Consider the following 26,288-nt stretch of genomic DNA (forward strand, 5'->3'; position numbering starts at 1 on the left):
ATGATAAATTCTCATAAAGACTCAAAAAAGCGCATTTTGACACCATTTGCTACGCAATCATGAAAGAACAGTCAAAGAGTGGTTAATTTACATCACGTTATTTTCGAGAATCGAGATATTTTTGCAGCAATTTACGTAACGATTCAGCTTTAGTGCCATAGACGACCTGCACACCTTTTCCCATCACCACTACGCCTTTTGCGCCCAGGCGCATTAAACGGGCTTTATCAATTAAATCCGCTTGATTTACACTAATGCGTAAACGGGTTAAACAGGCATTAATTTCAACAATATTGTCGCGGCCACCTAACGCTGAAATCATCGCTCGCAAGCTTTCTTTGGGTCCTGATACCCCATCGGTTTGCTCTATACGCCCAGGAGTTTTTAAGTTAAAAGCTAAAATACTGGCCCGAAAAAGAGCATAGTAAATAATGGCAGTAATGGGACCGAGGACCCAAATCCAATAGGTATTGGCTGAACGAGAAAAGAGCAAACTGAAATCCACCAAACCATGAGAAAACACAATACTGTGGTGGACTTCTAATAATATACACACGCTATAGGCAATACCCGTGAGTAAAGCATGGACGAAAAACAATAACGGCGCGATAAACATAAATGCAAATTCAATGGGTTCAGTCACCCCAGTCAACCAACTCGCTGTGGCTGCAGAGAGCATAATACCGGCAACACGATTACGCTCTGACTTATCTGCACAACGCCAAATCGCCAATGCCGCTGCAGGCAATCCCCACATTTTAATTAAATAACCGCCGGCCAAATTACCCGCTAATGGATCGCCAGCCAGGTAACGAGCAACCTCGCCTCTTACAACTGTGCCCTCGTTAATGTATTGACCCACTTCGAGATAAAATGGTGCATTCCAAATATGATGCAAGCCTAAGGGAATGAGCAAGCGCTCTACGGTGCCATACACGCCAAAGGCAATAGCAGGATCTTGATAAACAGCCCAGTCGGATAAATGCTCAATCACGAGAGATAAAGGCGGCCATACATGACTTAACACATAAGCCAACATCATGGATAACGGAATAACGATAATAGGTGCGCTTCGACGGCCCTCAAAAAATGAAAATATGGCAGGTAACTTCACATGCTGGCTAAAACTAACCGCAAGGCAAGTGATGCCACCCACGAGCATACCACCAGCTATCCCGGTATCGATGGTTTGCATTCCCCATAATGGACGCGATACTAAGCCATAAATATCGGTTAGCGCCCCCATTGTCGATAAAAACACGCCAAAACCAAATACGGCTGAAAATGCAGCAATCCCCTGATCACGGCAAAAACCGATAGCGATGGCCACGCTAAACAGCAGTGGCATCATGGTAAACACCAAATTGCCTACCGCAGACAGCACAATATTGAGTTCAGAGGGAATAAACGGTAACGGGTTTACCGTAAGACCAAGCATAACGCCTGCTGCGGGTAAAATAGCAATAGGGATCAACAGCGCTTGGCTTAAGCGCTGTGCAAATTTAAACCATTGTTGTGTAAAAAATCTTAGGCTGCGTTTGCCGATGTGACCGCGTTGTGCCAACTGGCTATCCATGTTTTTGCTTCAATTTCAGGTTCCATTGTTTCGCATGCATCAATTTCTAATTTATCGAGTAGCGGCTTAGCGCCTAGCTCAATAAATAATTCATCAAACTGTTTGATTGCACCGCAAAATGTTTCATAACTTGAATCACCTAAACCAATTAAACTGTATTTAAGTGACGGTAAATAAGGTGCATTATTTTTTAGCTCATTAAACCAAGGCGCAATATCTTCAGGGATATCACCTTGCCCGGTGGTAGAGCACACAACCATTAACAACTCATCTTGTGGTGGCACAAAACCAAGTAATTCATTAGGTTGCCAAAGTGTAGTGGTAAACCCTAATTTTGCAATGGCACCCGTAACAGTTTCGGCAGTATATTGAGCACTACCATAAACAGTACCAAAAACAACATTGACCTTTTTCATGGTACACTATCCCCTTAAATCAAATCCGATATAAAATGTGATATAAAATGCGTTGAGAGTGAACAACTTACTTTATTCGCTAAGGTTCTCGCAAGTGCCTTTTATAACGCATGTAAAATATAGATAGAGCAATAATTGATGCGCTCTAAGTAAACAAAGACATTACGGAAACAGTACTATGCGACAAGTCAGTAGAAAACGAAAACTCAAACTACAGCATAAATTCGCCCACATCCGCCGTAATTATTATTTCCATATTGAACAGAAAAATCACGAACTGTTGCCTCCTATTGCAGAATTCGAAAAGCTGAAGAAGGCAATTGCAGACCATATGGAGTAATTTCAGCACTACGCAACCCTGCTTATTACTGATCCCATCATAATATTGATTAGCTCAGTAACATACTCGGCATTGACGATAATTGATCATCATCCCAGCCAAACGCCTCAAAAATACTTAACCACTCAACCTCTAATTCAGCTTCGATATGCATCGCTTGTTGAGTCACCGGATGGACAAACTGCAAACTTTTAGCAATGAGCCATAATCGGTTAATGGCAAAGTGTTCTCTAAAAAACTTATTCTGCTTACCATCACCATGAGTTGTATCGCCCACGATAGGATGGCGTAAATGCGCCATATGCCGACGTAATTGATGTTTACGGCCAGTATGAGGACTTAAACGGATTAACGCATAGCGACTACTAGGGTAACGACCTGAGCTAAACGGTATTTCGGTATTCAACAGCGGCTGAAAATCGGTTACCGCCTCTTGCGCGGCTTTATTAGGGTCGACGTGTTTGTCCCCTAAATCGTCAAACTCTTGTTTTAAGGCGTAATCTAAAGTGCCAGACTCGTGCATATTACCGCGCACAATCGCCAAGTATTGTTTTTTAATGCTGTGATCGGCAAACTGTTCGCACAACTGACGTGCAACATCACTGGATTTTGCAAACAACAAAACCCCAGATGTTGGTCGGTCTAAACGGTGTACAGGAAAGACATGACACCCGACCAAGTCACGGGTCATTTGCATAGCAAAAAAACGCTCTCTTCGCGCTAAATAACTGCGATGGACCAATAATCCTGCCGGTTTATGAATCGCCACAATATGTTCATCTTCAAATAATATTTCTATCTTTGGCGGTTGCTCGTCTGAATCGACATCGCTATCAATCAACGCTTCTGTGTCTTCTACAAATTGCGGGTCATATAACTCATCGTTATCAATCGCGAGTTTGGCATTCGTTTCTTTGGCATTCATCTTGGAATCACTTAGGTCTAAAAATAATAATTAATTGCGACTTATTGCTGGCTCAACAACACATCAAATGCTTGCAGGTGAACAATAATCACGTTGCGCTGCGGCATACCTTGCCACAATTGTTCTGCCATAGGGGCGATTGCCATTGTGGTGGGTAATGGATGCTTTAGAGCAATCAGTTCAGTCATTTTAGGAATAAAAATAAACTGCACCCATTGTTCAAATGCCATGGTATCGCAAGCAAATGGCGCATGACTTGCCATAGCGGCTGCACTAGGAGGTGTATCTGACCAAATCTGACACTGTTTAAGCAGTTGTTCTAATTTAATTAAATGGTTTTTACTGGCTAAATAAAGCATAAACATGAACGACAATATCGAGGCAATGTCTGTTTATGATATCATCTAGCTTCTTGAATACCCATCCAACTTGTTTGATTTAGTGAAGATACCATGACCGAAATAACCACCCTTAGCCAATTTCTGACCACCGCCAATACCCAGTTCCAAATTTATGATTTAGGCCGCCGTGTTCAGCACATTGATATGTTGGCATTTCACCAAATCGATTCTTTATTAGCGCCGTATCCGTACCCTATTCAAGGGCATGCGCAATTTGCGATTGTATTTTGGCAACAACAGCAACAGCCTTATATTTGGTTTGTAAAGTTACCGTTAGACGAGCAAGGCTTATTATCACCTGCTCCGCGTACTCAATTTATCAAAATGATTTTAGAGGCACTCGGACGCGATCCAACCCAGGCATTAAGCGATGAACAGCAAGAACAATTAGCGAATCATCCTTTTAGTTTTAAACCCAATCAAAATAAACTGGCACTGTTTAATGCCTTGGTGAGATTGCAACTTGGCCAAAGTGCATCGAGCCAATATGAATTTGCCGCCCAATATTTATCAGGTCAAGCACCCGCTGACACATGGCAACAATTAGGCCTACAAGGTTTAGCGGATATTTGCGTTCGCGCACATCAGTTTGACCATCTTGATGACATCATTAATGCATTCGACCAAGCTCCCGTTGAGGTACAAGCCGCATTGTGTCAGTGCTTAGAACATATCACGATTGATAAACGGCTAGCTGAGCGATTATTACAGCGATTATCACAAGCTGAAGCTGACTTAAAAGTGATGTACCTTGCAGCATTAGCCTCAGATACGCAATTGAGCATGGCGGCCATTAAGCAGCTAAATGAACAACAATTGTTAAACGATAATCACTTAATTACCATTGCGGCACGTAACTGGTTGGCATTGAAAGATGACACGACTCGCAAAGACTATTTAGAAGCTTTGGCAAAACAACCACAACACTTCTTTAACCAGGTATTTGCTGATATCGTAGCAATACCTAGCTTGCGTCAAGGATTACTCACTGATTTACGTCATCCAGACCGCAGCATTCAATTAGCTACCGCTATCGGCGGATTATTTAAGGCAACCAGCCTATGATGAGTGATTTTTTATTATTTGTTGCTTTAGTCGTTGTTGGCGCATTTTTTTGGCAATTAAGACAAATGGCCGAACTGAGCAGAACCATTGCCGAGCAATCATGTAAAAAACAAAATGTGCAACTATTAGCGATTGCTATGGAGTCTGCTCGTCCAAGCATTGGAGGCAGTACCGGTATTTGTTGGAAAGCCACCTTTATGTTTGAATTCAGCACCGACGGTATTAACCAATACCGAGGTCATATTATGATGCACGGTAATCGAGCTAAAAAAATTGAATGGCCAATTTTTCCTGAACCAGAATGGATGGAGTCTCCTACCGCAAGCGGTAAATTTGGTGGATGCGGCAGCAGTAAAAGTTGCGACTCAGGTAAATGTCATTAAAAGCCGTTCTACTTTTTGAACAACAGAACTAAAGATGAATATAAAAAAACGCTATTTTGCAAAAAATAGCGTTTTTTATTGAGTGGTATCATCATTAAGTTTGTGGTTTATTAAGCACTTTGTAATCGCTGTACGTCACAGTTTGAATACTGTCGAGCGACTTAAAAATTGCCGCAGTCCCGCTAATGGTCGTTGACGTGTGGGCTGGCATCACGAGTCCCTCAAACACATCAAAACGTAATTCAAGTTCAAATGTAGTCAGGGTAACTGAAAATGCAGGGTTTAACTCGTCGGTATTACTGATGAGAATTTTACGTAAATGCTTGGATGTTTTATCCAAATAAAGCACGCCCGCTAATGCGTTATTGTCTAGCTCATCAATACTGGGTGTAAATGTGAATGACAGATTTATGTCATCCTCGCCGACAAAAACCAATGTCGACAAATCAATTAAATCAGAAAACGCCAATTCATAGCTAGTCTCATCTTTATCTGTCTCCAGCTCTTGTTGACGTTCTCGGTATTCAGTTAAGCGCTCTTTACTCGGAGCATCGCCATTTTCAGACACCAAACGCCAACGTTCTGCCTCAGGTAAGGATGCATTGAATTGTTCAATACGTGTCATGTCTGGCATCACTGTTTGCTGTGAATACTGCCAAAGCACCTTGGTATGGTCATTATTACTATTGAGATCGTTTAACGCTTGCTCAACCCATTGTTGTTGCTCTTCGCTCACCTGTGCATTGGCGTGATAGCAAACCAATGAAAACCCTATCAGTAGTGCAATTTGAAACCCTTTCATGCTATCTCCTTGTACAATGATGACTTAGATGTTGTGCAGTCAAATGAGGTGCTTAAACCATAGATTTAAATCATCCACATCGGCACTTTACAATTGGACAACATATCACTACAAAGTTCCATCACCCTGAAAAAAGCCAAAAGAAAGGCCGCGACAGTAACTGTCGCGGCCTTTATATCTCTTGTTAAGCTTTCCCGCTATTTAAGTGCTCCCTGCACCATCCATGCGTCTAACTTGCATCCTGCTCAATCCTTGGTCATTCCATGATGTTCCGTGTACTTACGTACTTTCCTTCTTACTCGATTATCCATTGACCGAGCCTGCTCAATCCTAAGCGTGTCCTTATATCATCCATGAAATTTTTACCTATCCTGTAGCAAATCATTTGCTGAGTATTTTGCATCCTGCAACATTATCATCCTGATAATGTTTAAAACCCGTTGTTCACTTAACGCTTATAACGTGTTTTGCGTTTCATCCTGAAACTGTAATTCGTCCATAACATCCGTTTACATTGGGTCATCATGACCAGCTAACTTCCTTGAAATGTCCCCGTCCTAGGAACGAGATAAATAATAATTCATTTACCTCTACGTAAACAGATACCTCTTAATGAATAAAACACCACCGCGATTGCATAATAAATTAAATCATTAATAATTAGTGAGTTAGGATTTTCGTGGTTTATTTTCTCAATAATAAAGTGATTAGTCTCACACTCTTTGTGCGATATCTCTTACAAGAGAGCGAGCGAAATAGGTAATATCTAGTTAACATTTAAGCTACATTCTAGACGTTGAAAGGGTAATAACAGTGATATCGCACACCAAGTGCCTGTTTTGTGATGGTCGAGGAAGTTGTTTGTCTGCGAGAATGATATAAAAGCTAAGTTGTCATTATTATCACACTTATATTTATTGGCATGCCCTGGCACCATCGCAATTAAAATTATTAAAGAGTAAAACGGCTACCATAGATAACTCCGCTCATGTCAATCTACGAATAGAGATAAATAAGTAACCGTGTTAACATGTAACAAAATATTAACACCATGTTGCGTACTAGTAAGGAGGGGAAATAGGCTTGAATAATTCCGAAATAGATGATGTCAGCAATGTCATTATAATCCCTATCGATCAACTAACCATTGGCATGTTCATTACCGCGATTGATCGCGACCAAAGCAAGATCGAGATCCGAAACCCCGGCCAATTAAAATACCAAGATGCAATATTAACACTCAAAAAAAGCAATGTATTACGTGTCTGGGTAGATATTAAGCGTTCATCAAATCATTGTGGCTTAAAGCCGCGAGACAAATCAAATTCCTTATCAAATCCACTAGCTCGAAAACCCACCACAACAAGAGCAAGCCAGCAGATCCAAGCTAAAAAACTGCTAGCTGAAGCAAAAAGTTTAATTCAGAAGTTTTTATCTGATACCTATGAAGGTAAAGATATTAACGTTAATCAGTTCGATCATATTATCAACAATATGATTGAATCTGTTTTGACCAATGAAGACGCTTTTCAATGTGTATTAGCGCTGCGGACTAAAGATGCTTATTTACTGGAGCATGCTATAAACGTCGCATTTTTGCTTGTTACTTTTGGGCATCATCTCAAATTGGATATCGACATTCTTAGGCAACTGGCTATTGGAGGCATTCTGCATGATATCGGCAAAATAAGAATCGATGATCATATTCTTCATAAACCAGGAAAGTTAACACCTGAAGAACTCGAACATATGAAATTGCACCAGGTTTTCGCAATTGAAATAATGGAAGACACTAAGGGTTTGTCACAAATAAGCAAAGATGTGTGTTTGATGCACCACGAAAAAATCGATGGACGTGGCTACCCAAAAGGATTGAAGGGAGATGAAATCCCAGTACATGGAAGAATGAGTTGTATTATTGACATCTATGATGCATTAACTGCAACACGAACCTATAAAGAGGCGATGAGCCCTGCAGCCTCATTTAAAACCCTTATGAGCTTAACACCATTTCACTTGGATCAAGAGCTAGTTTATGAGTTTATACGCTGTGTTGGAGTCTATCCGGTTGGCTCATTAGTTGTGCTGTCCGATGAACGTGTCGGTATTGTATGGGAAGCAAAAGGCCGAAATGTACTTCAACCCATTGTAAAGTGTTTCTATTCACTCAAACATAAACGTTACATTGATATTAAGATGGTTGATTTATTAAAGTGTGACCTCAATATTGAACGAGGAATATCGCCAAGTAGTCTAGATATAGATCCATCTTCATTTTATTGAGTAGCAAAAACATTCGCATAGAGTATGTATTGAGCCAACTTAATAAAATTCAATCTCAACAATACTAGCAACGTAAAAAGCAAAAAGGCACAACCTTAAGTTATAAGGTTGTGCCCGTAACACTTTTGTCAGCATCCTACTGAAATGTGCTCCCTGCGCCGTCCATGAAAACATGCATCCTAGCAGTCCATTTCCTTTTTGCTCATTTCCGTGACCCTTGTTTATACGAATATAATCAAAGCATCTTATGAGTGTCATTCCATTGAACAGCCTATCCATTGACTGAGCATTCAATCCGTTGAGTCATCCATGCTGCATCCTGCAGTCCTATCCTTTCATCCTTGTGTCGCTTTCGCTTCACCCTTCCTTGATTCGGCTATCCATTTGCCGAGCTTATGCCCTATGTCCTTGGGCGTGTCCTACTATCATCCTTGAAAATCTTTACTAACAATCTATTTCGAGAATCTATTTCGAGAATCTGCTTCGAGAAACTACTTGAACCATCGACTTTGAAAGTCGACTTAACAATTGATTTCAAATCTCAGCTATTTAACCTTTGTTTCTCATCCTAAGAAAACCCAGTTAATTATTCGCTTTCGATGGGTACATTCTAGCTAAAAAGCATTGCATGAAAAGTCACTAAAACCGACTGAAACAAAACTTTCACATAACAAAAAACAACAAAAGCCTAACAAACAACTGTTTATAAACGCATTTTTATTTTTACACCCGATTAACACTCACAACTTTAGATAAGAATGCCTACATCAATGTAGGATAATGCTTACAAGCGTGTGAGCTAGGCTCTATTTTGCCCCAATAACGTTACGCCACTGGCGTTTTAACATTTGCCCAAACATCACCCAATCAGCCCATAAACTGTACAGCGGATAGGTAAATGTCGCAGGACGATTTTTTTCAAACATAAAATGGCCTAACCAAGCAAACCCATACCCAACGACAGGTAAAAGCAGTAATTGCCACCAATGTTGATTTATCAGTGTATTTATAATAATCACAACAATAATACTGCTGCCGATGTAATGTAACCTGCGGCATACAGGGTCTTGATGTTGCGACAGGTAAAATGGATAAAACTCTGCAAAAGAACTGTAACGTTTGGTCTGCATGACCTACTCCATAATGTGTTAGTGTTAGTGTTAGTGTTGGCACGGCAAAAAACATAAGATTTGATGAACACTTAACTTAATGAAGTTACGCACTCATGTCATCCTAAGGTTAAGTCGATCCGTCTAGTTTGTTATAAAATAAAATCTCGCCATCAACCTTGCCAATATTGACCTCAGCAATACTGCTAAACCCTTGCTGGACAAACACATCATGATGTTTAGGATGAGTAACAAAGACACCAATACCATCAAGCTTAGGCTGTTCATCACACCAACTTAATACCGCTTGAATTAACCTTGCACCATAGCCTTTATTTTGCTCATTGGGCGCTAGGGCAATAAATTGTAAGATGCCACATTTGTCAGAAGGCAAATGTTCCAAAATACAGTTCTCTTTTTCCATTAGGCCCTGGGTTGATTTCCAACCGGTTCCTAACACCATTTTTAAACGCCAATGCCAATATCGCGCTTCACCTAATGGCACTTGTTGGGTAATGACGCAGGCGACACCAATGAGCCGTTCATCATCAAATAAGCCAATTAAGGGTTGTTCTTGTTGCCACAGCTCATTGAGTTCTTCACGAATAGCTGCACGCAGTTTTTGTTCATATTGCGCTTGATCTTGCTGCCCCAAAACATCAATAAAATAGGGGTCGTCATGGTATGCGTTATACAAAATTGACGCCGCCACACGTAAGTCTTCAGCTGTTAAATACACTGCACGTAGGGTTTCCAAGGTAGGGTTATCCATTATTGTTATTCCTTGTTTGATGACTCATTTGCTTAACTTGTTCAGTTAACAAGTGAATAACTTAGCAAGTTAACAAGATTGAAACAATCAACAAATACGGTTTACCTTTATATCCAAACAACCTGAAGGTGTTCGATTTCAGCAAGAATTGACACGCGTTTAGGCAAGGCATTGATTGTGGGTAATGGTCATTCCCTTTCCAAAATCAATAACGCAGCATAAACGCGTGTAAAACTTGCCCTTTGGGAGCTTCACCGTGTTCCCCTGATTATTGAATCAAGAGCGTTGTTGCGCTAATTTATAAGGTGCCTAGTATTGAAAACACAGTGAAGCTCTGAAACACGTATCTTCAAGTTGATTGGGTTTATAATCAATAAATAGCTTTATTGATTAGTTCTTTGCAATTTGGGTATCGAAGATTAATACTGGAAATTCTAACGGGTCATATAAAGGAGTTGTCTCAATGGATACGACAGAAAATGATTTAAGCCACTTATTCCAGCAGCTCGGATTAGCGCACTCACAGCAAGATATTAATGAGTTTGTTAGCCGAAACAAATTAGCCGCACACACCCTGTTGATTGACGCCCAATGTTGGAATCAAAGTCAACGGGCATTTATAAAAGAAGCTTTAATGGAAGACGCCCAATGGTCTGAAGTTATCGACCAATTGGACGTAATGATGAGAGGTTAACCGAACTCTTACAATAACAGACCGATTCAAACCAGCTTAAATTTGCCCTAAAGCAGTGTCACCCCAGCCAACTAAGGTATTGTCTCTAAAGACTATTGGGGTGCACTCATCTTTAGTGGTTTTACCGTCACCTTTAGCCCATTGAGTGCGATAAAATAAGACTTTTATTGCCTGGTCTGTATTGGCTGAATTGTTTTTTGAATATGCTTCACTAAAATCGGCAGTGCCCATTAATGTCACCACTTGCTCGCTGGTCATGCCGAGTGCAAGGTTAGCCAATAAAGCACGATTTTTATCTTGTTGTTTTTCCCAATACTCGTGGCTTTTACCTGATTCATGATCGCCTACGCTAATCACACAGCCGCTTAATCCTACTGACATTAGCGCTACGACACTTGCCGCAATAAGTTTTGATTTCATGTTGCATCCTTTTTGTTAAAATATAACCCGCATTGTTATTACAGATCCTTGTAGCTAAAATCATGCCAAAACTTAATGCACTGATTTAAAATAATTTTTAATGCAATAAAAAATAAATTAGTGAATATTGCTACATATAATGAAGGAATTTAACCAACAATGAGTCCAATTGAACAAGTGCTTGCTGCTGCAAAAGCGATAGCAAACAATGGCCATACTCCAAGTTTAGCGTTAATCAAAAGTCGTTTAGGCAATCGCTTTGCAATGCCGATATTGATCCAAGGCTTACAACAATTTAAAGCATTGCCGAAATCAGAATGGCAAAACTTACCTGAATTAGCCGATATCCCGGCACAAGATCAATCCTCTACCGTACCAGCAGACCCTATCGCTAAGCTGCAATTACAAATAGACGCCATGCAACAGCATATCGATTTACTCACTAACAGAGTCTGCGAATTAGAACAACAAGTCTTAACCATCACCGAAAAGAAGGCACCGTAATCCATGTTTGTTACAGAACTTCGCTTTGAATGCTTTGCCGACACCACTATTGATGCAGCAGAAAAAGCCATTAATGGATTATTAGAAGCCCTTCGCGCCAATGGTCAAATTTTAGGACGCGAGTTTGCAGTGGCTTTTAACGATGGTGAATTTAGAGTTCGCTTGTTGTTACCTGAAAAAACCAGCTTATCGAATCGTTATAATAGCCCTTGGGTAAAAGTGACGTTAGCGGGGTTAACTGCAGCAAAATTATTGGCGCCAAGAGAAAAATTGATAGGCCAAGACATTAACTCAGAAGTCAGCAACACTGACGCACCTTCATGGCAACTGTTGTATACCAGTTATGTTCACATGTGCTCGCCACTGCGCAATGGTGACAACTTATTACCTATCCCGCTTTATCAATTGCCTGCAACGTTTAATGGTGATCATAAGCGCATCATAAAATGGCAAACAGAATGGCAAGCCTGCGATGAACTGCAAATGGCTGCAGCCACCAAAGCAGAATTCGCGGCATTAGATGAAATCACTCGGGCAGACAGTGACCTATTTAGACGTGGTTGGGATTTACGTGGGCGGATAGAATACCTAACTAAGATACCCACTTACTATTATTTATATCGCGTGGGCGGCGAATCATTACAAGCAGAATTAACCCGCCCTTGCCCGCGCTGCGGCTCACATGAATGGAAGCTCGAACAACCGTTATTAGACATGTTTCACTTTAGGTGCGAGCTTTGCCGTATTGTGTCTAACTTATCTTGGGATCATCAATAAATGGAATTGTGCCATTGAGTTATCAGCAGATTATTTCCTACTACAAAGATTGTTATAAAGAAGATAGCGCCTCTATCAATCTTTGGAATGTGAACAAGTTTAAACAAGAAGATCGTTTCATTCTTGAAGGGCAAGATGAATTAGGCACGGGTTTTTTACCTCGCTTACCCATTCCGCAAGAATTTGCCGAGCCCATGCTTAAACGAGTCGCAATGTATCAAAGGGAAAGAATACTGCTGTATGCACGATTCTTATTTGTCGGTAAAGTGACGATTAAAGGTGAGCTCAAAACAGTTGTATCACCACTGCTGTTTAACGAAGCCACCATTGAGCAAGAAAATAATAACTTCTATTTTTCGGCCCAAACTGAAGACACTGAAATCAATGAAGCCCTGCTGCAACAATTGCTGCCAGAAGACAATGCGCTTTCAGAAGATCTCATCAATGAAGACATACATTCACCGTCTTTTTGGACTTCATACTTTAGCCGTAATCACATTGATATCCATTCACTTGAATTACTGAATTATCCAAAACTTGCCAAACACCAAGACATTAAAAAAGCGTTAACCCAAAAAGTACCCCACCTACTGCCTATTTCGATGCTACTTTTTGTGGAACGGTCATCGAGCAGTCGCGGCGTACTTCACGAATTAGAAAGTATCATTAGCACTAATGAACAATCAGCACCCATTTGTAAGCTGTTTAACCATACGTTTGCAAATCAGGCTGTAAAGCTCAGAGAACCCACGCTAAAATATGATTTTTTACCCGGATTATTATCTACGCCACAAAAGAAAGTGATTCATATCGCTGCCAATGCCGATTTAGGCTGCGTATCGGGGCCGCCAGGAACGGGTAAAAGCTACACCATAGCGGCAGTTGCTGCCGAACATATGGCACGCGGAGAGTCGGTGCTTATTGTGGCCAATAATGATGTCGCCCTTGATGTGATTGCTGATAAGTTGGCTCGTAATTTTAACTTGGGCGAAGTGTCTATTCGTGCAGGACAAAAAGCATTTTTAAAACAATTAAAAGACTATACCGCAGACTTACTCGCGGGATATTTTAACGATGACTTAAGTCAAAGCCCACAAGCATGTGAAGACGAACTGAATAAGTTGCAACGGTTACTGGTAAAACTGGAAAAACGTTTCATGGCGTTCAGTCGCAAGTCTATTCGCCGAGGTTTGCGCCTCCATCAACTACAAGCTCGACAATCCACATGGTTAAAACGGGTTTATTTGTTTTTTACTCAAAGCTCAATAAACCAGTGGCATCATCAATGGGATGCGTTAAACACCATCAGTCAACACACCGTTACCCGTGAAACACTGGCAGCTGAATATCTTAATGCACTAAAAAAGAATAACGTAAATACATTAGTTAATCAGCACCGTAAATCGCTACAGGCCTTTAATCAAGCGATTCGCAGTAGAACGTCCAGCAAACAACTCGCGTTGTTTGAAAAAATAGAATACGCCACCTTATTTGCCGCATTTCCCATCTGGCTCGCCAGCTTAAACAGCCTACACAGAGTATTGCCGCTGAATCGCGAAATGTTTGATTTAGTGATTATTGACGAGGCAACACAATGCAACATTAGCAGTTGTTTACCTGCGCTGTATCGCGCAAAACGTGTATTGATTGTCGGTGACACCAAACAATTAACGCACTATTCCTTTTTAGCCAGAAGCAAACAAACTCAATTGCTTGCCAAAAATAATGTGCCTGATGACAGCTCAGGTGCCATCAGTTATCGAGATAACTCCATTTTAGATTTAGCACTAAAAACATTAGCTAGCGCACAAGAGTTGGCGTTTTTAGATGAACACTTTAGAAGTAAGCCTGAGCTTATTCATTTCAGTAACCAGTCTTTTTATCAATCTAAATTAAAAATCATGCAACATCGGCCGTGCACTCGTTCAGGAAATTTACACCTTCACCGTGTGGCGGGTACGCGTGACGCAGCAGGCGTTAACTCATTAGAAGCACAAAGTTTATTAGCAGAAATCCAACATCAAATAATACAAGATGCCCAAACAGGCATAACTCACAGTATTGGGGTTATCTCGCCTTTTAGCGCACAGGCTGAATATATCGCCACATTGATTGAGCAACAGATCCCTCAAACAGATGTGATTAAACACAACATACGCGCAGCCACGCCGTTTGGGTTTCAAGGCGAAGAGCGGGATATCATGCTGATTTCATTTGCGATTGATAACGACAGTAAACGTGCGGCCGCGTATTTAAATAAAGCGGATGTGTTTAACGTCACCATTACCAGGGCACGTCAAAAGCAGTTGATCTATTTGTCTATTGACGACACGTTACTGCCTGAACACTACCTATTGCGCCAATATGTTGTTTCTATCACGGCCTTTAATGCCAAACACAGCGTGACTTCAAAAATAGACTCATTTCAACAAGAACTGATTGAGGCATTAACACAGTATAATATTGATACTTGGCCTGGATATGCCATTGCTGGCACAGAGATAGACCTCTTGTGTCGTTTCGCAGAAAAATACCTTGCGATTGATCTTATTGGTTTTCCTGGGCCTTGGGCTCACTTTTTTGAGTTAACAACATACAAGCTGTTTAAACGGGCCGGTGTTGACGTGTTACCAATAAGCTATGGATTGTGGGTTATTAATAAACAAGCATGTATAGATAAAATCACCCAAACACTAGAATGTAGAGTCAATAACCTAAGCGAAGCATAAAAGCGGATGTTACGAGGAAGATAAGTATTTGAATCCTCGAATTTGAATGTTCGAGTTTGAATGCTCGTGTTTGAATACTATGAACGCATTAAAGCACCATAAATTGGCACTTCAATGCTGGATGAGATTATTTTTTACGTAACAAATAATCCCACATGGTTTTAATGCGATGCCAAATGCCAGGATGATCGACCGTATGAGATATTTCCTCAACGGGTTTTAATGGCGGTTTGATCATCGGTGATATTTGCTCTAAAAATGCAGTTAATGATTCGGCTAATTTAGTGCGCTGCTTTTCACCTGGGATTTCAATCCACACGCTGCCATCGTCATTGTTAACGGTGAGCATTTCGTCGCCATCACCTAGCACACCGATAAACCAGGTTGCCGGTTGTTTCAGCTTTTGCTTCATAATTAAATGACCAATTACATTTTGTTGCAAAATTTCAAAGTCATCTTGATTCCACACTTGCAATAATTCACCATCACCAAAAGACGCAGTAAACTGCAATGGCGCAGAAAAATACTCGCCATAAAATGCATGAATATCTTGGTGTAATTGAATATTTAATGCATGCTCTACGTTACTAAAATCAGCGGCAACATCACGTTTTACCGGTTGCCAAAACACAGTATCATCAGTGTCCGCATTCAATGTCCCTTGAATACATATTGAATCTTCGCCCAAAGGATAATAGCGCGGAAATTCAGATAGCGTATCTTGATAAGATTTAAGATAATTTTTTATAAAGCAATCTAATGCAGATGAACAAGACACTTAAGCCACTCGTAGTTTATAATAAAACGATATTTTGACACGGAAACCGATTAGATGACACACAATCACGACCCTTATAGTGATGCAGAGGCTCTTAAAGGCCTAACACTAGGCCATGCGACTGTTTATCAGGCTGAGTATGACGCGTCACTGCTGCAAGGGGTTCCACGCAAACTTAATCGAGATGCAATTGCATTAAGTGGTGATCTCCCATTCCATGGCACTGACATTTGGACAGGCTATGAATTGTCTTGGCTGAATGCCAAGGGCAAACCTGTTGTGGCTTTGTTAGAAGTTCAACTTGATATCAACAGCAAAAATTTAATTGAGTCTAAATCGTTCAAGCTGTACCTAAACAGTTTTAACCAAACTAAATTTGATAGTGTTGAAAACGTACAAGACACATTAAGTCGCGACTTAGCTGCTTGCGCTGAAGGTGAAGTGACAGCAAAGGTTATCGAACCTAAGCACTTTAATCTTGAACGTATTGTCGATTTACCCGGCACGTGCATTGACGATTTAGACATAGAAGTGACTGAGTACGAGTTTAACCCCGATCATTTAGTGGACAGCACCGACCCTGACAAAAATGTCGCAGAAACGTTAAATTCAAACTTATTAAAGTCTAATTGCTTAATCACCTCACAGCCAGATTGGGGCAGTGTGATGATCCGCTATCAAGGCCCTAAAATTGATCGTGAAAAACTGCTGCGCTATTTGATTTCTTTCCGTCAGCATAATGAATTTCACGAGCAGTGCGTTGAGCGTATTTTTGTCGACTTAAAAAAATACTGCCAATGCACTAAGTTAACAGTGTATGCGCGTTATACTCGTCGCGGCGGTTTAGACATTAACCCGTACCGCAGTGACTTTGAAAACCCGCCAGAATCTAACCGTCTCGCGAGACAGTAAAGACTAAAGCGCTAGCGTAAAACGTTAAAAGCCAATCATCATCGATTGGCTTTTTTTGTTGCCAGGTTAAGCTGTATAAGCTTGTTTCATTAATGTTTCAATGGTTTGTCTGAGCCAAAGACATGACTTATCTTGTGCATGTTTGCTGGGCCAAATGCTGAATAATTCAATCGGGCGAGTCTCAAAAGGCAGCTTAAGTAATTTAAGTTTAAACAACTGGGCATAACTTTGAGTAAAGGCATAGGGCGCAATGCCAATGGCATTAGACTTACTGATCAATGAAAGCATACTCAATAACGACGTGTGCTCGCTGTGTAAGGTGCGTGGTGGTAACGGTTCATGGGCAATAATATCGGCTACGCGCATATTGTCCCGATGAAAGCGATACATAACATGCTCAGCAGCAAAGTATTGCTCTGGGCTCACTTGCTGTTTAATGTGAGGATGTTGCTCGCGTACGACACAAACAATCTGCTCCTGAGCCACCTTTTGAAAACTAAAGGTTTTAAGTTTTGGCGGCACAATATCTATCACCAAATCCACTTTTTGCATCTGTAAATCTTGATATTGCTCTGCTTCTAGCACAGGCGAATTTCGCAATACCACCCGCACCGATAAACTAGCCAGGGCTTTATCAAGCAGCGGCTGTAATAAATCTATGACCGACTCATTAGCATAAATCGTAAATACTCGAGTTGAGGTGTGGGGATCAAACTCGCTGATCCCCCTTAAGGTTTGCTCAATGGCATCAAGCATTGGCTGCACCGAATTAAAGATGTGCAACCCAGAAGCCGTTGGTTCAATGCCGCGTCCCACTCGAATAAACAACTCACAATCTAATGCCGTCTTGAGCCGATTGATCGCATTGCTCACCGACGATTGAGTGATCGCTAATTGCTCCGCAGCTCTTGTGATTGACGACAGCTGACATACAACACAAAACACCCGCAATAGATTTAAATCCAGGGTCGCTAATTTTTGGCTTTGTTTATCATCCATTGCTTATACCATTCCGCGTTAGTAAGTGATCTCTCAGCGAGAATTTAAAAAGGCTTAAACAAGGCGAATGACTGAATGAATAGTTGTTCTCTTTCGAAGTCATGCAACGCAGTGTAAGCCCTTTTAAAACTCGCCTGAAAGGAATGCCCCAGCGCCTTTTGCTCTGCGTTCTCGCTATTTGAAAGGGAACAACCATTACTATATAGCGACGCCTTAATCAAAAACCGCTGGATGCATTCTGAGTGGTCACTTATTAATGCGCAATGGTATTAATACCTAAGATCCGCTCCAATACATTCATAATATGAATGCATTTTAACTGTTTTACCATAGTTATATTCCGACATTTATTCACTAGGATAGGTTAATACTGCTCAATCGCTAAACAACACTGGTTTTAATTTCTTGAGGCTCTTTATGCAAAAATATTCTCTTCCGTTATCAACTATTACACGTTCAACAATAGCATTTTCATTTATCACCGCACTTTCATTGCCAGCTTTTGCGGCGCAGCACCAACATGACCACCTAACAGTAGATTACCAAGGTAAAGCCGCTTCAGCAGCAACGATTGCCCATAACAAAGCAGTTGCCCACAGCCTTAACTTTCAGGACAAGGTAGCCTTTGAGCGCTTTAGTAAAAACCAAATTGCCGAATTTGACCAAGCTACCGCTGATATTTTACGTGCTGAATTTAGCTTTATTAAAGATCAATTTCCGGACTCGGTTAACCCGTCACTTTATCGCCAGGCACAGCTTAATATGGTGCCGAACGGTTTGTATAAAGTGACAGAGGGGATCTATCAGGTACGCGGAACTGACTTATCGAATATGACCTTAATCCGCGGTAAAACAGGTTGGATTATTTATGATGTGTTGTTAACAAAGCAAGCTGCAGAGCAATCAATAAAATTTGCCTTTGCGAATCTGCCAGAAGGTACAGATTTACCGATAGTAGCGATGATTTACTCCCACAGCCATGCGGACCATTTTGGCGGCGCTCGCGGCATAAAAGCCTTATACCCTAATGTAAAAGTGTATGGTTCAAACAATATCACCGCCGAAATCGTTGATGAAAACGTGCTCGCAGGTAATGCCATGAGCCGCCGTGCCAGCTATCAATATGGGGTGATGCTCGGTAAAAATGACCATGGTATTGTTGATGCGGCGCTGGCAAAGGGGTTATCAAAAGGTGAAATTACTTACGTAAAACCAGATTATCAACTCAATCAACAAGGCAAATGGGAAACCTTAACCATTGATGGTCTGGAAATGGTCTTTATGGATGCCTCTGGCACTGAAGCGGCCAGCGAAATGATCACTTATATTCCGTCATTAAACGCACTGTGGAGCGGTGAGCTTACCTACGATGGAATGCACAACATCTATACCTTACGCGGAGCCAAAGTACGTGATGCGTTAAAGTGGTCAAAAGACATTAACCAAATGATCAATGCATTTGGTCAAGATGTACAAGTGCTGTTTGCAGCTCACTCTGCGCCCGTATGGGGAAACGAGCAAATTAACCAGTACCTTAAAATGCAACGCGACAACTATGGCCTAGTGCATAATCAATCGCTGCGCCTAGCCAATCAGGGTGTGGTAATACAAGATATTGGTGATGCCATCATGGACACCATTCCACAAACGGTTAAAGACACCTGGTACACCAAAGGGTATCACGGTACCTACAGCCACAATGCCAAAGCGGTTTACAATATGTATCTGGGCTACTTTGACATGAACCCAGCCAACTTAAACCCGCTGCCAACGCAGCAAGAAGCTATTAAGTTTGTTCAATATATGGGCGGCGCTGCAACTATTATTGAAAAAGCCAAGGTCGATTATGCTCAAGGCGATTATCGCTTTGTTGCCACGGTACTCAATAAACTGGTGATGGCCGAACCCACAAACCAAGTCGCACGTGATTTACTCGCCGACACTTATGAGCAGCTCGGTTATCAAGCAGAAGGGGCGGGCTGGAGAAACATCTATTTAACTGGCGCACAAGAGTTACGGATTGGCATTCTACCTGGCGCGCCAAAGTCAGCCTCTGCCGATGTGATAAGTGAAATGGATATTGCCACGCTATTTGATTTTTTAGCCGTGAAAGTCGACAGTATTGTAGCGGATAAACTCGGTAATATCAGTTTAAATGTGGTCACTAAAGCGACAAGCACAACACCTGAAACTACCGTATTTGTTGAACTGAGTCATGGCAATCTCAATAACATTGTGGTCGAAAAAGCTAAAACGGCAGATGCCACATTAACCGTCGACAAAGACGATATTGTCAATGTGTTATTAGGTAAAACGTCGCTTAAACAACTGCTTGAACAAGATAAAGCCAATATGACAGGTGACCAACAAGCGTTTGGAAAAATAGCCTCCACTTTAGTGCAATTTGATGAAAGCTTTGCCATCGTCCCTTTAAAGTAAACGTTAGCAGTAGAACAGTTGCGAATAACGAGTAACATATTTCGTCACTTAATTCAGCCGAAGCAATGCTTCGGCTGAATTGCCTCCCGCTTATCTTTAATTTTTATACTTGATCCTTTATAGATGATTTTTATAGCGGATAAGCAATTACTAACTAAAGATTCGCGTCTGCCAACAATTGTGCCAGCGAAAATTGATAAACAGATAATTCGCAATCGCCATAGATTTCTTTACTCGAGCTAGGCCCAATATCATGTTTATTTACGCCTAAAGTGATGGCAAAACGATATTGTTGATCAAGCCGGCCCAGTTGCGTTTGCCATGTCATCGTATTGGCAATGTCTTCAATATCGGTAAAGTTAAGCTTAACCCCTTGATGTAAAAAAATAGATTGCTCATCCTTACCCTGCAATTGCACATGCCCTTCATTCAACTCACTAAAATCAACGGCAAAGGATTTAAGTGACAAGGCTAAACCTAGCCCACGCGCTTTAATGTAAGACTCTTTTACCGCCCATAAATCAAAGAAACGTTGCCGCTGCTGCTCAATGGGTAACTGTAACAATGTGTTGGTTTCTGTTTGAGTAAAATAGTGATTTAAAATTGGTACAATATCGGTACTGCTTCGCTCACGCTCAATATCGACGCCAAAACACAGGGAGGGAAGAAGCTCAGATTGAGTGCTTTGGGTTAACTCAACACTACGCTCAGACGTAAGGTTAACGTTATGCTGACTGCTCTCAACATCAATCACACCAATCATTAACCACTGACCACTGTGACTTAAATTAAAATGTAATCCCGTTTGCGTACATAAATCATGGCTTAATGCAGGCTTGCCTTTGGCGCCATAAATAAACTGCCACTGAGCAGGCTCAATATCGCTGTGGCGCGATAATATTGCTCTTAGTGCCAGTCTAACTTGCAGGGCATTATTACGCGCCGACGGGCTTTTATAACGGGCAACTTTTGCCACTTCATCATCGCTTAGCCAACCCAGAGCTAATCCAGCATCAAAGTCTGCAGAGGCAAGTTCAGAATCAAGTGGCACAAAGTAAATATGCGGCTTTATGGATGGAAAGAATTGATTGATATCGGCAATAATGGGCATTAAAACAACAAGACTCGAATAGACAATAATAAGGTTAAATTACCGTAATATGGGCAACGCAGCGAGTAATTTGTCGATTAAGCACTTATTTTCATCATAGCTGTTGCCGATTACAGCCATTTAATCAACAATCAGCGCTACCGCCTTACAGGAAACAAACGATTCATGGGTAAATTCAGCGCCGTTATTGTCATCATGTTGTTTGCATTTAATTCGCACTCGGCCTTTGCCCAGTGGCACCAAAAGAGCTTCCATGTCATGGGAACCCTCGCCCATGTTGAATTTTGGTTAGATGATGGCGCAGTACAAACAACAGCAGATGAACTCATAGTGGCGGTTGAACAAGAAATGCAACGCATTGATCAAACCATGAGCCCTTATATCGCCACCAGTGCACTGAGCGTGATTAACCGTGATGCGGCCAGCCGCCCTGTTATTGTTAGCCAGGAATTGTTTGATTTACTCACCGATGCGCACGACATTGCAGTATTAACCCATGGGATGTTTGACATCACTTATGCCTCTATCGGTTATCAATACGATTACCGCAAGCATCAAAAACCCAATCAAACAGCAATCAAACAGGCGCTAACTGCCATTAATTATCAAACGGTTATCTTAGATAAACCGAGCTTATCCGTTAAATTTACCGATGCTGATGTTAAAATTGATTTAGGCGGGATCGCCAAAGGCCATGCGGTTAAAAACTGTATCGCCATTCTTAAAAATGCCGGCATTGAGCATGCACTCATTAGCGCTGGCGGCGACACCACGTTACTTGGCGATCGTATCGGTCGCCCGTGGTTTGTAGGCATTAAACACCCTCGCGCCGAAGAAAAAACTGCGGTGCAGTTACCTCTTAGTAACGAATCGATATCCACATCTGGCGATTATGAGCGTTACTTCATCGAAGACGGCGTGCGTTATCATCACATCATTAATCCCAAAACCGGCGATTCCGCCCGCAATGTGGTGAGTGTATCGATTATTGGTAAAAACCCAACTTACGTAGACGCCCTCTCCACCGCCATTTTTGTGATGGGATTACAACAAGGCATGTCGTTAATCAATGAGTTACCTGATTACGAAGCCATCATTATCGATAACCAACAAACCCTGCATGTATCAACAGGGTTACAACAAGATTGATGATTAACAATCTTCTCGTCATGGTGGCAAGCTTGCCTTTTATTAACATCAGGGCAGTACAATCGCTTCTAGCAGTATATGAGTCGCATCAAAAGCAACGATAAGAGTGAGAATGCTGTACAGAAAACCAAGGCCAAAAAGCCTTCTGTGAGCAGAGTATTATCTTGACTCACCGGGAGCGTCCATATATGGCCATGTTTAATTGGCTTAAACTAAACTTTAGCCTGCTCATAAATTAAACCATTTTTTAAGTTTTCGCAGGGAACACTTAAATAATTTGATAGTAATTCTGCATCCCGTTTAATTTCATGCCAATCTCCGTGGTTCATTATCAAAATTCGACAGCCATCAAAGGTGGAAATACTCAACTCAAAACTTGTATACGACTTATTTGATGAATATATTTCTTTACTGATAAGATAAAGCTTTTCAATTTCTGATAGTTTAATTACCGATTTAGTACAAATTATTTTTCCCGGGTAATAAGCATCTGAACTCTTATCAAAATTATGCTTTTTTCTTATTTTAAAAAATATTAAACGGACAATGCCACTAAAAGATAAGCAGAGTATAGTGGCTATTAAAATGAAAGTATTACCATCAGAGCTATCATCTCCCCAAACACCGCTTGTCATAAAAATAAGACCCCCTAATGCAAGCGATTGAAGAAAAACTTCAAATAAATAACTTTGAAAGGATGGGGACACGATTGCAATATTATTTTCTATCTTAAGCTTTGCATCTTTATAGGATGCCCCGCCTAAAGAAACTGGGGTTACCTGATCTCCAACTTTAAACATAATTTTGCGAAGTTCCTTTATCAATTGAAGTTAAGAATAGTCTATGAGCATCACCTGAAAAATGCCACCTGAAAATTGCCACCTATTATTTGAGCAAATGACTTAACTCGTTTTCATTGCTTTGGCGAAGGTTATACTTGATGTACTCAACTCATCAATTTTTATCGATATGGCTAAAATGTTATCGTTAAATTAGTGGTTTATTCATCATTTGCAGAATTCAACACAGCAGAAAAACTTGATAATAATCAAGTATAAGGAAATGGTAATTCGATTGGGGATGATGACTTAAGCGCACAGCCAGCGCTGACAATTTGCAGCGCCTTGTCGTCGTTTTCGCTCTAAATGCTCACAATATTCGGTTAACGCAGGTAATGTGCCAACAGCGCCTTTAAATAATTCACCAAACTCTGTGGTGATTTTAAGCTTCCTGACAAAGCCACCCATTATTTGAACCAGCTTCCTGACAAAGCCACCCATTATTTGAACAATTAACTTAACTCGTATTCATGGCTTTTGCGAGGGTTATAATGGTTGCACTAAACTCATCAATTTTTATCGATATAACTAAAATATTATCGTTAAATTAATGGTTTATTCATCATTTGCAGAACTCAACACAGCAGAAAATTTTGATAATAATCAAGTATAAGGAAATGAGCTTCCTGACAAAGCCACCCATTATTTGAACAATTGAGCTTCCTGACAAAGCCACCCATTATTTGAACAATTAACTTAACTCGTATTCATGGCTTTTGCGAGGGTTATAATGGTTGCACTAAACTCATCAATTTTTATCGATATAACTAAAATATTATCGTTAAATTAATGGTTTATTCATCATTTGCAGAACTCAACACAGCAGAAAATTTTGATAATAATCAAGTATAAGGAAATGGTAATTCGATTGGGGATTATGACTTAAGCGCACAGCCAGCGCTGACAATTTGCAGCGCCTTGTCGTCGTTTTCGCTCTAAATGCTCACAATATTCGGTTAAGGCAGGTAATGCGCCGACAGCGCCTTTAAATAATGCACCAAATTCTGTAGTGATTTTAAGCCAATTCTCTGCGGGGATGTTTAGCCTATTCAGTATGTCCTGGCTGCTTGAGCTAATTGCGCCACGCTTACCTTCTCGAATAATCCGACCGGTATCTTCAACCAATATAATGTAGTCTTTCACACTGAACATGAGCCCGTTAGGCATATTGAGCCTTTCATTTCCCACAAACGGTAATAACTCTGGTGGTTGTTCTCCTTTCATTGCTGAATTGATACGGCGCTGAATACTGGTGTAATCTGAGGTTTCAGGTGTTGCTGCCATTTTGGCTCTGACTGGGTTTAAATCCACATAAGCCATACAGGCTAAAACTGCGGCTTCATCAAGCAGTGCTTGGGATTTAAAGCGCCCTTCCCAGAATCTACCTGTACATTTATCTTCTTTGTTGGCCATTCGAGCGATTGGCTCACTTAAAGAACGCATAAACCAACTGATATCAATTAAGCGCTTACGGTATTCGGTAATGCTTTCATTAACCGTTTGAAGTTCAAATGAGTTAAGATCTTCTTCTTTTAAGTATTTGTGCGTGAGCAACGTGCCCTTAAAGCCTTTGTGCCATTGAATGAGCACTTCTTTATCTGACCACTGCTTTGCTTTGTCAGCATCAACTTTCAACACTACATGCAAATGATTACTCATCACTGCATAGGCACAGATATCAATAGCAAAGATGGTCGCTAACTCAAGAATGCGTGAATCAACCCACTCACGCCGATGCTCAAAGTTCTCACCTGTTGAATTATCAATTCCACAAAGAAATGCCTTACGCACCACACGCGAACAACAGTGATAATAAGGAGTATCTTCTAGGCTAACGATAGTTTGTCTTGGTCTAGCCATCTTAGATTACCAGTCAGAGTTAAAGGTAACTAAGCCTAGTAGGTTGTTTGATATTTATCCACTTAGCGTGGGTGACCATGTTCTAGTTTGGGTGGCCGTGTTCTATTGGTAACCAAAATCCTTTAGGTAAAAAAATTCGATTAGAAAAGTTTTCATGTGAAATCATCGGGCTATTGAGTGCCAAAGGACAGTCTACCATGGGGTCTGATCAAGACGACTTAGTGATCATCCCCCTACGAACTTTTCAGCGACGTTTATCCGGTAACCAAGATATTAAACTGATTCAAATTTCTGTAAACGATGGCGAATCAACCCAAAAAGTAAAACAAGCTATCGGTGAATTATTGCGTGAACGGCGCCATATCGCAACTAATGAAGAAGATGACTTTACCGTCATGGATATGAAAGAAATATCTAACATGTTAAGTGGTATCACAAAAGTATTAACTACGTTATTAGGTGCTGTAGCAGCAGTGAGTTTATTGGTAGGCGGCATTGGTATTATGAATATCATGTTGGTATCAGTCACCGAACGCACGCGGGAAATTGGGATTCGTCTTGCTATTGGCGCCATGGAGCGGGAAGTGCTGTTACAGTTTTTGGTCGAAGCTGTAATGTTGTCATCATTAGGCGGCATTATTGGGATTATACTGGCATTAATTGGATCGGTTACGCTGGCAAACTTAATGGGCGTTCCTTTTGTATTTAATCTAAGCATTGTCGCCATATCTTTTTTATTTTCAGCCGCTGTAGGCGTTATTTTTGGCTACTTCCCTGCTCGTAAGGCCGCACAACTCGATCCTATAGAAGCCTTACGCCATGAATAGACTTTCTAAAATATAATGCCTATACAAACGACTGCGTTGGTACAGTTGGGGTGGGTGATGAGATGGACGCTCCCTAATACGGCGTCAATGCGCCAAACTGATGTTGAACCATACAGTTACTTAAGGAGCGTCCACCATGAAAGTTACCACTATTGCGATTGATTTGGCAAAAAATGTT

The 26,288-nt window shown here is 41.0% G+C and carries 24 protein-coding genes and 1 pseudogene; 11 read left to right on the top strand and 14 right to left on the bottom strand.

All coding sequences use genetic code 11. From position 1 onward, the window contains the following. Nucleotides 1-97: 97 nt before the first annotated feature. The 4 genes from ACROAE_RS10570 to ACROAE_RS10585 form a co-directional block, all read right to left on the bottom strand. The gene (locus ACROAE_RS10570; protein ID WP_432401495.1) at nt 98-1,576 is read right to left on the bottom strand and encodes a PTS transporter subunit EIIC; all 1,479 of its coding nucleotides are present in this window, start codon (nt 1,574-1,576) and stop codon (nt 98-100) included. Continuing rightward, the gene (locus tag ACROAE_RS10575) at nt 1,528-1,992 is read right to left on the bottom strand and encodes a flavodoxin (protein WP_432401497.1); all 465 of its coding nucleotides are present in this window, start codon (nt 1,990-1,992) and stop codon (nt 1,528-1,530) included. The genes ACROAE_RS10570 and ACROAE_RS10575 overlap by 49 nt, the downstream gene beginning before the upstream one ends. A 389-nt stretch (nt 1,993-2,381) precedes the next feature. Next, nucleotides 2,382-3,257 carry a tRNA pseudouridine(65) synthase TruC gene (gene truC / locus ACROAE_RS10580; RefSeq protein WP_432401499.1) on the bottom strand — a complete coding sequence of 292 codons (876 nt, stop codon included), beginning with the start codon at nt 3,255-3,257 and terminating at the stop codon, nt 2,382-2,384. A gap of 41 nt (nt 3,258-3,298) precedes the next feature. Further along, a complete protein-coding gene (locus tag ACROAE_RS10585) occupies nt 3,299-3,622 on the bottom strand; it encodes a YqcC family protein (RefSeq protein WP_432401501.1) in 324 nt (107 codons plus the stop codon). A gap of 87 nt (nt 3,623-3,709) precedes the next feature. On the opposite strand from ACROAE_RS10585, the gene ACROAE_RS10590 reads away from it, so the two are divergent. Next, complete coding sequence (locus tag ACROAE_RS10590) at nt 3,710-4,723, top strand: DUF3549 family protein (protein WP_432401503.1); 1,014 nt, start codon at nt 3,710-3,712, stop codon at nt 4,721-4,723. Beyond that, a complete protein-coding gene (locus ACROAE_RS10595) occupies nt 4,720-5,106 on the top strand; it encodes a DUF3301 domain-containing protein (RefSeq protein WP_188959185.1) in 387 nt (128 codons plus the stop codon). The genes ACROAE_RS10590 and ACROAE_RS10595 overlap by 4 nt, the downstream gene beginning before the upstream one ends. A 94-nt stretch (nt 5,107-5,200) precedes the next feature. Here the strand turns inward: ACROAE_RS10595 and ACROAE_RS10600 are convergent, their stop codons facing one another. Next, nucleotides 5,201-5,908, bottom strand: coding sequence for a hypothetical protein (locus ACROAE_RS10600; RefSeq protein WP_432401505.1), 708 nt, complete (start codon nt 5,906-5,908; stop codon nt 5,201-5,203). A gap of 1,083 nt (nt 5,909-6,991) precedes the next feature. Between ACROAE_RS10600 and ACROAE_RS10605 the strand changes: the two genes are divergently transcribed. Next, complete coding sequence (locus ACROAE_RS10605) at nt 6,992-8,191, top strand: HD-GYP domain-containing protein (protein WP_432401507.1); 1,200 nt, start codon at nt 6,992-6,994, stop codon at nt 8,189-8,191. An 806-nt stretch (nt 8,192-8,997) separates the two neighbouring features. Here the strand turns inward: ACROAE_RS10605 and ACROAE_RS10610 are convergent. Further along, nucleotides 8,998-9,321 (bottom strand): Mpo1-like protein, encoded by a 324-nt coding sequence (locus tag ACROAE_RS10610; RefSeq protein WP_432401509.1) that lies wholly within the window; start codon nt 9,319-9,321, stop codon nt 8,998-9,000. Nucleotides 9,322-9,430: 109 nt separating this feature from the next. Then, entirely contained in the window at nt 9,431-10,072 is a 642-nt protein-coding gene (locus ACROAE_RS10615) for a GNAT family N-acetyltransferase (protein WP_432401511.1), read from the bottom strand. Nucleotides 10,073-10,535: 463 nt separating this feature from the next. Between ACROAE_RS10615 and ACROAE_RS10620 the strand changes: the two genes are divergently transcribed. Then, nucleotides 10,536-10,766: a DUF2789 domain-containing protein gene (locus ACROAE_RS10620; protein ID WP_432401513.1), complete on the top strand. Its 231-nt coding sequence runs from the start codon at nt 10,536-10,538 to the stop codon at nt 10,764-10,766. A 36-nt stretch (nt 10,767-10,802) separates the two neighbouring features. Here ACROAE_RS10620 and ACROAE_RS10625 read toward each other — a convergent pair whose 3' ends face one another. After that, the gene (locus ACROAE_RS10625; RefSeq protein WP_432401515.1) at nt 10,803-11,186 is read right to left on the bottom strand and encodes a DUF3192 domain-containing protein; all 384 of its coding nucleotides are present in this window, start codon (nt 11,184-11,186) and stop codon (nt 10,803-10,805) included. A 159-nt stretch (nt 11,187-11,345) separates the two neighbouring features. On the opposite strand from ACROAE_RS10625, the gene ACROAE_RS10630 reads away from it, so the two are divergent. From ACROAE_RS10630 to ACROAE_RS10640, 3 genes are read left to right on the top strand one after another with little or no spacing between them, the layout of a single operon-like run. Next, nucleotides 11,346-11,690 carry a hypothetical protein gene (locus ACROAE_RS10630; protein WP_432401518.1) on the top strand — a complete coding sequence of 115 codons (345 nt, stop codon included), beginning with the start codon at nt 11,346-11,348 and terminating at the stop codon, nt 11,688-11,690. Nucleotides 11,691-11,693: 3 nt separating this feature from the next. Next, entirely contained in the window at nt 11,694-12,467 is a 774-nt protein-coding gene (locus tag ACROAE_RS10635) for a Zn-ribbon-containing protein (protein ID WP_432401520.1), read from the top strand. A gap of 8 nt (nt 12,468-12,475) precedes the next feature. Beyond that, a complete protein-coding gene (locus ACROAE_RS10640; RefSeq protein WP_432401562.1) occupies nt 12,476-15,196 on the top strand; it encodes a DEAD/DEAH box helicase in 2,721 nt (906 codons plus the stop codon). 127 nt (nt 15,197-15,323) lie between these two features. Here the strand turns inward: ACROAE_RS10640 and syd are convergent, their stop codons facing one another. Continuing rightward, nucleotides 15,324-15,974, bottom strand: a complete 651-nt coding sequence (syd, locus tag ACROAE_RS10645; RefSeq protein WP_432401522.1) for a SecY-interacting protein — start codon at nt 15,972-15,974, stop codon at nt 15,324-15,326. A gap of 54 nt (nt 15,975-16,028) precedes the next feature. Here syd and queF point away from each other — a divergent pair, with 54 nt between their 5' ends. Beyond that, complete coding sequence (gene queF, locus ACROAE_RS10650; protein WP_432401524.1) at nt 16,029-16,886, top strand: NADPH-dependent 7-cyano-7-deazaguanine reductase QueF; 858 nt, start codon at nt 16,029-16,031, stop codon at nt 16,884-16,886. 66 nt (nt 16,887-16,952) lie between these two features. On the opposite strand, the gene ACROAE_RS10655 is transcribed toward queF, so the two are convergent. After that, nucleotides 16,953-17,885: a LysR family transcriptional regulator gene (locus ACROAE_RS10655; protein ID WP_432401526.1), complete on the bottom strand. Its 933-nt coding sequence runs from the start codon at nt 17,883-17,885 to the stop codon at nt 16,953-16,955. A gap of 417 nt (nt 17,886-18,302) precedes the next feature. Here ACROAE_RS10655 and ACROAE_RS10660 point away from each other — a divergent pair, with 417 nt between their 5' ends. Then, complete coding sequence (locus tag ACROAE_RS10660) at nt 18,303-20,324, top strand: alkyl/aryl-sulfatase (protein ID WP_432401528.1); 2,022 nt, start codon at nt 18,303-18,305, stop codon at nt 20,322-20,324. A 154-nt stretch (nt 20,325-20,478) separates the two neighbouring features. On the opposite strand, the gene ACROAE_RS10665 is transcribed toward ACROAE_RS10660, so the two are convergent. After that, nucleotides 20,479-21,435 (bottom strand): 4'-phosphopantetheinyl transferase family protein, encoded by a 957-nt coding sequence (locus ACROAE_RS10665; protein ID WP_432401530.1) that lies wholly within the window; start codon nt 21,433-21,435, stop codon nt 20,479-20,481. A gap of 165 nt (nt 21,436-21,600) precedes the next feature. Here ACROAE_RS10665 and ACROAE_RS10670 point away from each other — a divergent pair, with 165 nt between their 5' ends. After that, nucleotides 21,601-22,584, top strand: coding sequence for an FAD:protein FMN transferase (locus ACROAE_RS10670; protein WP_432401532.1), 984 nt, complete (start codon nt 21,601-21,603; stop codon nt 22,582-22,584). 212 nt (nt 22,585-22,796) lie between these two features. Here ACROAE_RS10670 and ACROAE_RS10675 read toward each other — a convergent pair whose 3' ends face one another. From ACROAE_RS10675 to ACROAE_RS10685, 3 genes and pseudogenes are all read right to left on the bottom strand, one after another. Then, on the bottom strand, nt 22,797-23,384 hold the full coding sequence (locus ACROAE_RS10675) for a hypothetical protein (protein ID WP_432401534.1): 588 nt from the start codon (nt 23,382-23,384) through the stop codon (nt 22,797-22,799). A 288-nt stretch (nt 23,385-23,672) separates the two neighbouring features. Continuing rightward, a pseudogene (locus ACROAE_RS10680) lies at nt 23,673-23,810 on the bottom strand (transposase); the annotation flags it as partial. A 495-nt stretch (nt 23,811-24,305) separates the two neighbouring features. Beyond that, a complete protein-coding gene (locus tag ACROAE_RS10685) occupies nt 24,306-25,283 on the bottom strand; it encodes a transposase (RefSeq protein WP_432401536.1) in 978 nt (325 codons plus the stop codon). A 104-nt stretch (nt 25,284-25,387) separates the two neighbouring features. Here ACROAE_RS10685 and ACROAE_RS10690 point away from each other — a divergent pair, with 104 nt between their 5' ends. Then, nucleotides 25,388-26,110, top strand: coding sequence for an FtsX-like permease family protein (locus ACROAE_RS10690; RefSeq protein WP_432401564.1), 723 nt, complete (start codon nt 25,388-25,390; stop codon nt 26,108-26,110). Nucleotides 26,111-26,288 lie beyond the last annotated feature (178 nt).

Origin of the sequence: Shewanella sp. MF05960, from assembly GCF_050849305.1 — a bacterium.
Taxonomy (GTDB): domain Bacteria; phylum Pseudomonadota; class Gammaproteobacteria; order Enterobacterales; family Shewanellaceae; genus Shewanella.